Source organism: Enterococcus sp. AZ071 (genome assembly GCF_050499065.1).
GTDB classification, from domain to species: domain Bacteria; phylum Bacillota; class Bacilli; order Lactobacillales; family Enterococcaceae; genus Enterococcus_A; species Enterococcus_A ferrettii.
Genome location: NZ_JBIPAS010000001.1, coordinates 1,306,269 through 1,317,824 on the forward strand (window position 1 = coordinate 1,306,269; position 11,556 = coordinate 1,317,824).

Annotated in this window: 13 protein-coding genes and 1 riboswitch; of the genes, 1 reads left to right on the plus strand and 12 read right to left on the minus strand. The window is 40.5% G+C overall.

Annotated features, from left to right (window positions below; genetic code table 11):
• Positions 1–41: 41 nt before the first annotated feature.
• Positions 42–1,433 (minus strand): RecQ family ATP-dependent DNA helicase, encoded by a 1,392-nt coding sequence (locus tag IGI49_RS06465; RefSeq protein ID WP_429963852.1) that lies wholly within the window; start codon positions 1,431–1,433, stop codon positions 42–44.
• A complete protein-coding gene (locus IGI49_RS06470; protein WP_429963853.1) occupies positions 1,408–2,415 on the minus strand; it encodes a helix-turn-helix domain-containing protein in 1,008 nt (335 codons plus the stop codon). Before IGI49_RS06470 ends, IGI49_RS06465 begins: the two co-directional genes overlap by 26 nt.
• A gap of 26 nt (positions 2,416–2,441) precedes the next feature.
• Between IGI49_RS06470 and IGI49_RS06475 the strand changes: the two genes are divergently transcribed.
• Positions 2,442–2,657: a ferredoxin gene (locus IGI49_RS06475; RefSeq protein ID WP_429963854.1), complete on the plus strand. Its 216-nt coding sequence runs from the start codon at positions 2,442–2,444 to the stop codon at positions 2,655–2,657.
• A 121-nt stretch (positions 2,658–2,778) separates the two neighbouring features.
• On the opposite strand, the gene IGI49_RS06480 is transcribed toward IGI49_RS06475, so the two are convergent.
• The 10 genes from IGI49_RS06480 to rpoD all read right to left on the minus strand — a co-directional run bounded on the left by IGI49_RS06480 (position 2,779) and on the right by rpoD (position 11,544).
• Positions 2,779–3,375 carry an ECF transporter S component gene (locus tag IGI49_RS06480; RefSeq protein ID WP_429963855.1) on the minus strand — a complete coding sequence of 199 codons (597 nt, stop codon included), beginning with the start codon at positions 3,373–3,375 and terminating at the stop codon, positions 2,779–2,781.
• Between the two features lie 119 nt (positions 3,376–3,494).
• Positions 3,495–3,613, minus strand: a riboswitch (FMN riboswitch).
• A gap of 68 nt (positions 3,614–3,681) precedes the next feature.
• Positions 3,682–4,398, minus strand: a complete 717-nt coding sequence (locus IGI49_RS06485; protein WP_429963856.1) for a pseudouridine synthase — start codon at positions 4,396–4,398, stop codon at positions 3,682–3,684.
• Positions 4,399–4,980, minus strand: coding sequence for an SMC-Scp complex subunit ScpB (gene scpB / locus IGI49_RS06490; RefSeq protein ID WP_429963857.1), 582 nt, complete (start codon positions 4,978–4,980; stop codon positions 4,399–4,401). It abuts the gene before it with no gap.
• Positions 4,977–5,723: a segregation/condensation protein A gene (locus IGI49_RS06495; protein ID WP_429963858.1), complete on the minus strand. Its 747-nt coding sequence runs from the start codon at positions 5,721–5,723 to the stop codon at positions 4,977–4,979. The genes scpB and IGI49_RS06495 overlap by 4 nt, the downstream gene beginning before the upstream one ends.
• The gene (locus tag IGI49_RS06500; RefSeq protein WP_207704437.1) at positions 5,710–6,093 is read right to left on the minus strand and encodes a GNAT family N-acetyltransferase; all 384 of its coding nucleotides are present in this window, start codon (positions 6,091–6,093) and stop codon (positions 5,710–5,712) included. The genes IGI49_RS06495 and IGI49_RS06500 overlap by 14 nt, the downstream gene beginning before the upstream one ends.
• Positions 6,094–6,106: 13 nt before the next feature.
• Complete coding sequence (gene xerD, locus IGI49_RS06505) at positions 6,107–6,997, minus strand: site-specific tyrosine recombinase XerD (protein WP_429963859.1); 891 nt, start codon at positions 6,995–6,997, stop codon at positions 6,107–6,109.
• Between the two features lie 108 nt (positions 6,998–7,105).
• Complete coding sequence (locus tag IGI49_RS06510) at positions 7,106–7,567, minus strand: Fur family transcriptional regulator (protein ID WP_207704439.1); 462 nt, start codon at positions 7,565–7,567, stop codon at positions 7,106–7,108.
• Between the two features lie 108 nt (positions 7,568–7,675).
• Entirely contained in the window at positions 7,676–8,527 is an 852-nt protein-coding gene (locus IGI49_RS06515) for a CvfB family protein (protein ID WP_429963860.1), read from the minus strand.
• Between the two features lie 91 nt (positions 8,528–8,618).
• Positions 8,619–10,298, minus strand: coding sequence for a cell division site-positioning protein MapZ family protein (locus IGI49_RS06520; RefSeq protein ID WP_429963861.1), 1,680 nt, complete (start codon positions 10,296–10,298; stop codon positions 8,619–8,621).
• Between the two features lie 136 nt (positions 10,299–10,434).
• A complete protein-coding gene (rpoD, locus tag IGI49_RS06525) occupies positions 10,435–11,544 on the minus strand; it encodes an RNA polymerase sigma factor RpoD (RefSeq protein WP_207704442.1) in 1,110 nt (369 codons plus the stop codon).
• Positions 11,545–11,556 lie beyond the last annotated feature (12 nt).

Genomic DNA, 11,556 nt, shown 5'->3' on the forward strand with positions numbered 1-11,556 from the left:
CAAGTATTATACCATAGCATGAAAAAAAGTGGCTCACTATTTCAATCTTTCATCGTTTTTTTAAATAATTTTAGTAATATCACCGACCATTCTTCTGAGAAAATTATTGGCTCTGGTGATTCTTCAGCTGTTTTTATAGAAGCTCCATCGTTGTCACAGCAGTCTTTTGGCTGATTTCCTAACTGCTGTCCAAAGTAATTAACCAAGTATTTTCTTCGACAACCTGTCAACTGAATGTAGGTGAGCATTTCTTGTAATTGGATTTTTCTAATCTTTTCTCGTTGTTCTAAAAGATCAATCAGTTCCTGAGATTGATTAGGAAAAAGTTTTTCCCACTTTTGAATTAAAGGGTTATCCAACACTAAATCAGCAGTCTGTTTTTTTATTTCAAACAACCGACGACTGTCGACGCTTTGTTGATGAAGAAACTGATGAATATACTCATCCCCTTCATTATAAAGCAATATCGCCTGACTGAATTGTCCATCTCGACCGGCACGGCCAATCTCCTGCAAATAGTCCTCTGGAGAAGATGGTAAATCGTAGTGAATTACAAAACGAATATCATTTTTGTTCACCCCCATGCCAAATGCATTGGTAGCGATCAAAATTCTTAGTTCCCCAGCAATAAATTGCTGCTGCAGCATGCGTCGTTCTTGACCGGTCAAACCACCATGATAATAGGCAATTCTCTCCCGTTTTTTTAAACGTTCGTACAGTTCCTCCACATGCTTACGAGTAGCACAATATATAATTCCGGCTCCTGAAAGCTTAGGCAGCAATTCTAGCAGTCGTTCCTGCTTCTCACCAGTTTCCACAAATAGACTTATATTAGGGCGGTCAACCGAATAAACGATTTCCTTAACCGTTTGTGAGAAGAGCAGTTGTTGAATATCCTGTCTTACCTCAGGGGTGGCCGTGGCTGTTAACGCTAAAATCAGCGACTGATTTAGAAATCGGATGCCTTCACTTAGCTTCAAATACTCTGGTCGAAAATCAACACCCCATTGAGAAACACAGTGAGCTTCATCCACTACAATAAAAGCTATTTTTATCCTTTCTAAAGCTTGTTGAGTCTTGTCAGATAAAAACATTTCCGGACTCATAAAAATAAATTTGTATGTGGAAAGATGTTCCAAGACATATTGCTTTTCTGACATAGAAAGTAAACTGTTTAGCGCGACAGTTTTTCTCTCCCCTAATTGCTGCAGCTGAGTCACCTGATCCTCCATTAATGAAATTAGCGGAGATATCACAATAACCGTTCCTTCAAATAAATAACCTGGGAGCTGATAACAAAGAGATTTTCCTGTACCAGTTGGCAGCATTCCCAGCACAGATTCCCCGACTAAAAGAGCATCAATAATTTCTTTTTGACCTGGCCGAAATGAGGGATAGCCAAAGCGCTCAATCAGCAGCTGTTTTGCGTTCATAATCCTGCTCCTTTAAAAATAAAATCTGAGACAAACGGAAATTTAAATACGGTATTTCCGCAAACTCTTGATAACGCCACATCAACATTTCACTTTCAGAAGCGGGTGCAATCAATTGAAAATCAGAAAATGGAAAATCCTCTGCCACCAAAGCCCATTCGATAAAATGATCATTTAAAGTTCCCTGTTTCAAGTTACGTTGTTTCCCAATCTCCTCAATCGAGAGACCTCTCAAATATAGGTTACGGGTTTTCAGCATACTTTGATTATAGTTTAATTGATCCAACTGCTTCAGCAGTCGACGAAAATTAGGCTGTTGCAATGCTTGGTGGAGAAAGGCATCGACTGCATTCTGATAATATAGTCGATCCCACGGAACCTCCTGCCATTCTGCTGGTAGAAGCTGGAAAGCCACCCGACCAAACTGTTCATGTCCGCTAAACTGATTAGCTAGGAAATTAGCTTGATATTTATTTAAAGATGCAAAAATATGTTGCAGTTCTCTAGGAAAAGCTATCAAAAAATCTTTCCCAGATTGACGTACCCACCTTTTTGTTTGGTATAATAACAAGGGGCGGGAATCTAAAGGGATATATTCATTTTTGTGGTAAGTCAAATAGCTTGCAACTTGGACACCCAATAAACTCAGCTGCCACATTCGCTCCCGCTCACGTCCATAGCGCAATCCATTTAGATCAACTAGCTGGGTTACTCTTGAAGTCTGCAATTGGAGCTGTCCAGCTTCAGTTAGCTGGCCGAAACCCTCGATTTGTTCAATCATTTTTTTGCGGATTAACTGGTCAACTAATTGATTAAACTGCTTTTCATCCAGCTCAGAAAAACTGTCAAAAAACGGCAGGTTGCGATAGAAAAATCCATGGAGCAATACTGAGCTGGTTCGCTTGCCAATTAATAAATGATATAAGGTGGAGATACGCAACTTGTGTCCTGTGTGAAATAAAGCTAAAATAAAGTCTGTCATAAAAAAACTCCTAGAAGGTGAAAGTTATGAAATGCGAGATTCTGCCAGAGCGTTGCATTGCCTGTGGTCTGTGTCAGGCACTGGCACCGCAATTTTTTGATTATACAGATGAAGGCATCGTGACCTTCATCGATGAGCCTCACGCACTGCAAGAATTTATTCCTGAAAAGGAACAGTCTGAGGTAGTTCAGTCAGCCAAACGCTGTCCCGCCCATGCCATTCTTCTGCATAATCCACTATAACATACGTAAAAGAAAAAAGATTTGACGAAATAATTTGTCAACTATTTGTTAACTTTTACCCGTCTAACTTTATTTTGAACGCGTAAAAAAGGCCCTCCGTAATTGGTGGGCCTGGTAATTGCTATATTGAACTGTGATGATGGGTGGTTATAGTTTTCTTACTTAGCCACGGCAATAATTTAGCATGCAGGATCAGAAAAGCACCGCTGACTACCATACCTTTAATCAGGTTGAACGGAACAATTCCCACTAATACATATTTCCCCAAGCTCATACCCAGCATTTCGCCAGCGGACAAACCAAACGCTTTTAAATAAAGCGGGGTAATCACAAAGTAATTGGCAATACTCATAAAAATAGTCATGGCCAAAATACCTAATCCAATTCCGATAGCTTTTTTACGAGCCGTTTGTTGTCTAAACAAGTAAAAAATCGGCAAGGTAAACATACTGGACGCTAGAAAACTAGCTAAATCACCAATTAAATTATCAATCGAAAAGCCTGTTGTTACTAGATGAAGCAATGAGCGAACAAATGCTGTCGCAACACCGGCCAGTGGACCAAAGATAAACATATTGATCAAGACTGGAATATCACTGAAATCCAGTTTTAAAAAGGGAAATATCGGGATAATTGGTAAGGCAATAAATTGCAGAATCAATCCCATAGCTGCGGCCACCGCTACGGCTGTCATTTTTTGTAACTTTACGTTCTTCACTAACAATTCCTCCTGTTTGGAATCATCTTCATCGAAGCTAATCAGGCTGTCTGTACGTAAAAAAACTCTATGCTTCAGAAAAAGCATAGAGTTACTTGAATACATTCATACCCAAATAAGCCTATCTTCTTTATCCAGACTATACTGTCGGTCTCGGATTTTCACCGAGTCAGCTGCTTGCGCAGTTCGTGGACTATCACCACCGGTCGGGATTTTCACCCTGCCCCTGAAGACGAACCTAAAATTATTATTTATTTTATATCTTAACTATAGCAATTTTACTAACAAAAAACAAGTAACCCGCTTTTATTGTGAACTATTGCGCAGTCCATTAATTTCCTTCGCATTCAAACGACGGTATTCCCCAGGACGGAGACCCTTCAAAGTTAGGTCACCATAACGCTCTCGTTTCAACTTTTGTACTGGTAGACCGACTGCTGCTAACATATTTTTCACCTGATGATTACGGCCTTCATGAATGGTCAACTCGACGATGCTAGTCCCAGCCTTGCGATCTGTGGATAAAATCTCAAAGCGGGCAGGCGCCGTTTTTCGTCCTTCAATCATGACACCTTTGGTTAATGGATACAAGGTTTTATTGTCCGCAAAACCTTTTACCTTAGCAACATATACTTTGTCTACCTGATGTTTTGGATGAGACAAGCGTTGAGAAAAATCGCCATCATTAGTTAACAGTAAGATTCCTGATGTATCATAATCCAAGCGTCCTACTGGATAAATACGTTCAGGAACGCCGATGAAATAGTCAGTCACCACTTTACGATCTTTGTCATCTGAGACAGCCGAAATAACGCCTCGTGGTTTGTAAAACAAATAGTAGACAGGCTCTTCTTGGTAAATCGGCACTCCATCCACTTCAATCCGTTCTTTTTTGGAAACTTTCGTGCCTAGTTCTGTTACCACTTCACCATTTACCTGAACCCGACCTTCAGTAATTAAACTCTCTGCTTTACGGCGTGAGGCTATCCCCGCGTGAGCAATAACTTTTTGCAATCTTTCCATTTAACTTTCATCCTTTTCTTTAAAACGATCATAGAATAAATCCAGTGTTTCTTCATCATCTGATAGATCGGTCTCCATTTGTTGAACATCTGGCAACTCGGTTAAATCTTTCAAACCAAAATAATCCATAAAATATGTGGTTGTTCCATAAAGAATTGCCCGACCTGGTCCTTCAACTCGACCTTTTTCCTCGATTAGCTGGCGAGAAACCAGTGTCTGAACCGCACCACTAGATTGAACCCCCCGCAATTCATCAATCTCCCCTCGAGTAATCGGCTGTTTATAGGCAATGATGGACAAAGTTTCTAGGGCTGCCTGACTTAAGCGATTTGCTAAAGGTGAACGAGCAAATTCTTTTAATAAAGGGGCAAAATGTTTCTTGGTGGTTAAAACGAAACGATTCCCTACCTCTAAAACAGTGAAGGCTGACGTTGCATCAGTTTCATATTTTTCTCGCAAACTTGTAAGGGACTGATAAATTTCAGCAGTTGCCCGTTCCAATGTAAAAGCTATCTCCTCCAGCTCGATACCCTCTTCCCCTACTACAAACAGCAGGGCTTCAATTTGACTTAGTTGATTCATTTTGCTACTCCTTTAGTAATAACTATTGGTCCATAGGTATCTATTTGGCTTACTACTGCGATACCGTTTTTCATCAATTCCAATAAAGCCATGAAGGTAGTAATCATTTCATCCTTGGTATAACGTGAAAAAAGGCTATCCAATGATAGGCTTTCTTGGGTATTCATTGCTTCGATACGAGCATGTATTTGCTTCACTTTATCTTCAATCGTAACAGAATCGCTGCTGACAGTCGTTTCAATTGGCTGATTATTCTTTTTACGTTGCAAAACATCATGCAAAGCCAAGAATAAATCAATCGTGTTTAGCTGATTGTCTGGTAAAGGAGGCAGCTCTTCTTCGTAATCAGATAAATCCATCGGTGCCTTAGTATAAAAGAGACTTCGTTCAGCCTCTTTTTCAGAAAGTACGGAAGCCGCGTATTTATATTTACGATACTCTAAAAGTTGTTGAACCAGCGCATCTCGCGGATCTTCCCCGACTTCTTCTTCGTAGTCATAGTCAAGCTCTGCTTTGGGCAGCAGCATCTGACTCTTGATCGACATTAAGGTCGCGGCCATCACTAAATACTCCCCAGCCAATTCCAACTCCAAGGTTTTCATAGCGTGAATAAAATCCATGTATTGTTCGGTTACTTCAGCAATTGGAATATCGTAAATATCCAACTCCAATTGCTTAATTAAATGCAGCAGCAGATCTAGCGGACCTTCAAAAACGTCCAACTTCAAATTAATTTGTTCCATCTAAATTTCCTGTCTTTCTTTTCCACTTGGCCAGATAGGCAGCGGTGGCAGTCGTTCCGATTATATGGTATTCAGGGTAATGCTCCTGCAATTGATCCAGCATCACAAAGCCCAGTCCCTCTCCTCGATAGGAAGGATTCAGGCTGATGTCATGGAGAATAATCTCCTGGTTGTTCAACTGTTCAATGCCTAATACGCCCTGAACATTATTAGTCGCCTCATCGTAATAATAGCAATATAACTGATATGGCTCGCCTTCTTCATAATGCTCAATTTCTTTCAATCTCGGATGTTCTTCTTTCAAATACTTATGAAAGCTCAATAGTCCCATTGCAATTTTTCGCTGGTTTTTTCGATAATGAGTAATCATCTTCTTCCTCCAATCAAGCTCGTGGGAAAAACTCTTTATAAACTTCAGTCATACGTCTTTTCGTAATGTGCGTATAAATTTGAGTTGTCGAGATGTCAGCATGGCCCAGCAATTCTTGAACCGTTCGCAAATCCGCCCCATTTTCCAACAAATGTGTTGCAAAACTGTGGCGCAATGTGTGGGGCGTAACGTCTTTGGTAATACCGGCTTTAATGACAATTTGCTTTAAATTCTTCCAGATTCCTTGACGTGAAAGTCCTTTCCCGTGATTGTTTACAAATAAATGGGGTTCATTTTGATTCTTCTTGGTTAATATGGGCCGAGCTTCATTTATGTAACGCTCCAGCCAATGAATCGCATAATCACCTAACGGAACAATTCGTTCCTTATCCCCTTTACCAATTGTCTGTAAAAGGCCCATCTCGAGGTGAATATCTCCTAACTTTAAGCCAATCAATTCACTAACTCGCAAGCCAGTAGCATACATCACTTCCAAAATAGCACGGTCACGGATTCCTAGGGTCGTGCTAGTATCCGGCGCAGCGATTAGACGTTCCACTTCAGCCAACGACAAAGTCTGAGGCAGCTTCTGAGCCTTCTTAGGACTTTCAATGTGCTGCATAGGATCATGATCTGTATAGCGTTCTTGACGTAAGAATTGATGGAACCGACGTAAACTGGAAATCATTCTGGTGATTGTGGTTGAAGCTTTGCCTTCCTGAGAAAGTAACGCTAAAAAATCCACAACAGTGTAGCGATCGACATCCTGCCAGTTCTTGACATCCTTTTCATTCAAAAATAGGAGATATTGTTTCAAATCTCGTTCGTAGCTGGCCCGAGTGTTTAAAGACAAGCCCCGCTCGATCGTCAAATAATGCAAATATTCTTTGATTTGTTCATCCATTTCCTCACCACTTTCGCTTTATCATACCAAAAAGTCCCTTGAATGGATAGTCTCGTCTCACTATCTTTTCAAGGGACCTGTGATGGCTGTATTTGCCGAAGCATCTATTTATGAATTCTGCTCATTTTTTATTTGGCAGGCTTGGCAAATGCCATGAAAGGTTAACCGGTGATCCTTCACTTGGAAACGAAAACGAGCTTCAACAATTTGTTCCACGTCACCTAACAAATCTTCTTCAATTTCTTCGATATTCCCACACTCTAAACACAATAAGTGGTGATGGAAATGCTCAGCACCTTCCTTACGTAAATCATATCGGGCTAAGCCATCATCAAAGCTAACCTTGTCCACGATATGCAGATCCGTTAAAATTTCCAAGGTACGATAAACAGTAGCTAAGCCAATTTCCGGACTTTTCCGTTTTACAAGAAAGTAAATTTCCTCCGCAGATAAATGATCTTTCTCATTTTCCAGCAATACCAGCAAGGTTGCTTCCCGCTGAGGCGTCAACTTAAAACCAGAGTCATGCAATTGTTTTTTTGTCTTTTGTAGCGCTAACGCTGCATTCATAGGAATACCTCACTTGATTATAATTATTATAAACTGGAATATCAGTTTTTATTGATTTGATAAGAATCATTATAATTTATCCGCGTAAGTTTCGCAAGTGATTCTCAATTAGTTTTTTAACCGAATTTCTCCAGTCTCCTGAATAATTAGTTTTTCCTTCAATAGATGACCAATTGCTCGCTTAAATTGTCCTTTACTGATACCAAAGGTTTGCTTGATTTCTTCCGGAGCCGATTTATCCCATAATGGCAGGCGATGATCATCTTTACGCTGCAGCATGGTCAAAATCATGGCTGCATCATCATTAATTACTTCGTGAGCCCGAGGCTTCAAAGACATATTTAGAGCACCGTCGGGACGAAGACCAATTACCCGGGCTTCTACAGCTTCACCGAGACGAGGTTCTAAGTAGCGTTCAGAAGGGTGGATAAAACCGATATAAAAATCTTCAGTTAGCAAGTATGACCCTGCTACTTTTAAGCGATAGATGATCCCCTTTTTGTCTTCGTTTTGCATTTCTATGGATCCTTTGCGGCTCAAAGAATGAAAAATTGTCTCATCAGCTAATGTTCCCCACATGCGTTCCTTTTCATCTACTCGTAACGTGATCATTAAATAGTCACCTTTTTTAGGCCAGAGCTCTTTCATTGACGGCAATTCATCCAAAGAAACTACCACATCCTTGTCAGGTAAACCAATATCGACAAAAGCTCCCAAATCTCTACGTACATTAGTCACTTCGCCAAAAGCATAGTTACCTATACGGATTTTCGGCAGTATTGTTGTAAAAACAGCTTCTTTTTTCTGATTAATATAGCCGAAGCCTTCAATCGCATCACCAATTTTATGCTCCTGATCGGTGACTAAACGGAAGGTTACTCCATTTTTTTGGACAAAATAGGTTTCTTCGTTTTCATCCATAATCAGTGCTGTAAAAACTTGTCCGATTAATTCATTCATATCTGTTCTCCTTTTTCATGCTCAGTTTTAACGCATAATTTGCTTAAGTTCACAGATAAAGCCAGGGAAATCCTTCCCCGGCTTTACTCATCTAGTTTCCGCCATTCCCCTTAAACCAACCTGTTTTACAGTTAATTGTAACGACATACATTGGCAAATCGGACGGACTTAAATTTTTAGTTAACGACGCTTGATTGGTAGTAGCATATAAATTGTAATAGCCTTCGCCGTTCTCAATACGAGCCGGTTCTACATAATAACCGCCTTCTGTGATATATCCTCGGCTTAGACAGGTTTGTATTACCTTTTCTTTAACTCCAGGATTCCATCCCCAGGCAGCATTGCTTAAATCAGCTGTCTGATCTGAATCAGATCCCACGATGGGTTGGTTAGGACCTCCAGAATTGGTCGTAGACTTTTGACGCTCTTGAGCAGCTTTTTCCTGCTCGGCTTTTTCTTGAGCAGCTTTTTCAGCAGCTAACCGTTCTTCTTCAGCTTTTTTCTCTTTTTCAGTAAGAGCGTCATCTACCTTCTTCAAATCAGCTTTTTGAGTTTCCACTAACGTTTGGTTTGTTACTGCATTCAGTGCATCATTAGCTGAAATGTATTGTTCTCTGGTCACGCCTTCTAATACACTACCGTCTTGAATTACTTGGCTAAGGGCTTTTTTAGCTTCTTCAATTTTTTCATATTGATCTTTGGCTTGTGAAATTGCCTGATTCAGCAAATCGTTGAAGCTTTGATCGCCGGTATTGACGGCCAAATCTACCGGCTGATCCGCCTTCAATTGTAAATTGTCCGCTACTTTATCACCATCAATCGCTGGAGAAGTAAATAGTAGATTCACTTCCTGGATACTATTCATTTTGTCTAACAGACGTTCATAGGAAGTGTCCAACTCCTTATAACGAGAGCTGTCCTTATGTTTAGCAATTTCTTCAGCTAACTTGCTGGTGTTTTGACCTAGCTTGTCTGCTCTTATGAAAACTTGCTTGTCATCGGTATAAAACTCCTGAATCGTCTCTTCCAGCGTATCGATCTCTTTGTTTTCCTTTTTCACAGCAGCAACTCTCTGTGCTTCGGCTTCTTTCTCAGTATGATAATAGTAGCCTCCACCAATCCCCAGCAATGCTACAGCCGCTAAAGTGATGTACCACTTTTTGCGGTTCTTTTTAGGCGGCTCATTGTCCCCTGAATGGGTGTTTCCACCGCCAAAATTTGTTTCTTGCGGTTTTGCTTCTGTCTCCGAAGCTTGTTCGTCTTCTTCTGAAGAGGTGTTTTCCGCCAAAACAGGTACCACCGTCTCTGGTTCAGCAGGTAAAATTTTATCGACAGTTGGGGATTCCTCAACAACTGGTTCGACAGCTTCTGACTTGATCGCTTCTTCCGAAGTTTCTAGACTTTCTGCTGCTTGCTGCCCATTAGGCTCGTTTTTTTCAGCTTCTGTTTTTTCTTCTTTGTTGGGTTCAACATCTCTTCTAGGAATGTATTCCCCTTTATGTTCGCGAATATATTGTGCCAAAATTGGATTTGTATCGTCCGCATTATCTTCGTTTTGGGTTTTCATGTTTTCTTCCGGGTCGTCTGCTTTATCCTCAGCAAACATTTCCCGAACAGATTCAACTGACAGCTGAGACAACTCAGACCATTCAATCTCATCATTTTTATCTTCAGGCAAAGTATCATCTACTGACACTAAGGAAAAACCACAATTGGGACAAGTTGCTAATCCGTCGACAGGTTCAAATCGGCAGTTAGGACATTTATGCAATTGAAATCGGCTCCTTTTCTCAATCTTACGCCTTAATCTACCACAACTTCCCCTTAGTTCCAATAACTTCACAGCTATTTTAAATAAAAAAATAAAAAAAAGCTTTTGTCAGAGTGACAAAAGCTTTACAAGATGCTTATTCCAAGAAATCCTTCAATTGTTTAGAACGTGATGGGTGGCGAAGTTTGCGTAATGCTTTAGCTTCGATTTGACGAATACGCTCCCGTGTTACGCCAAATACTTTCCCCACTTCTTCTAAAGTACGTGTACGTCCATCGTCTAAACCAAAACGCAGACGCAAAACGTTCTCTTCTCGGTCAGTTAGAGTATCTAAAACATCTTCAAGCTGTTCCTTCAACATTTCAGAGGCTGCATGCTCAGCAGGACTGGTCGCTTCCTGGTCCTCGATGAAATCGCCTAAATGAGAATCATCTTCTTCACCAATTGGTGTTTCCAATGAAACCGGTTCTTGAGCAATCTTAAGAATTTCGCGAACTTTTTCAGTTGGCAGGTCCATTTCTGCCCCGATCTCTTCCGGCGTTGGTTCACGACCTAAATCTTGCAGTAATTGACGTTGTACCCGAATTAATTTATTGATGGTTTCAACCATATGGACTGGAATACGGATAGTCCGTGCTTGGTCAGCGATCGCTCGAGTAATTGCTTGACGAATCCACCAAGTTGCATAAGTTGAAAATTTAAATCCTTTACGGTAATCGAACTTTTCTACAGCCTTCATTAATCCCATGTTACCTTCTTGGATTAAATCCAGGAATTGCATACCGCGACCAACATAACGTTTAGCAATACTAACTACCAAACGCAGGTTGGCTTCAGCCAAACGCTGCTTTGCCTCTTGATCTCCTTGTTCGATCAATAAAGCTAATTGAACCTCTTCTTCGGCAGTAAGCAACGGTACACGACCGATTTCCTTTAAATACATACGTACAGGGTCATTAATTTTTACACCAGTAGGGGCAGATAAATCTTCCGCTTCTGCAGCTTTGGCTGTTTTTTCATTTTGCTTTAAGCTGGCTTTAGAAGGTTCACCATTTTCGTCTACTACACTAATTCCAGCATCTTCAACCTTTTGGATCAATGCATCCATTGCCTCAGCATTCAAGGAAAAAGGTGTAGCCAATCGATTGGTTAATTCATCATACACAACTTGTCCAAGAGGTTTTTTCTCTTTAAGAAGTGCTGCTAAAGCTTTTTGGTACTCTTTGTTGTTTTTTACGTCTGCCATTAAATAAATGCC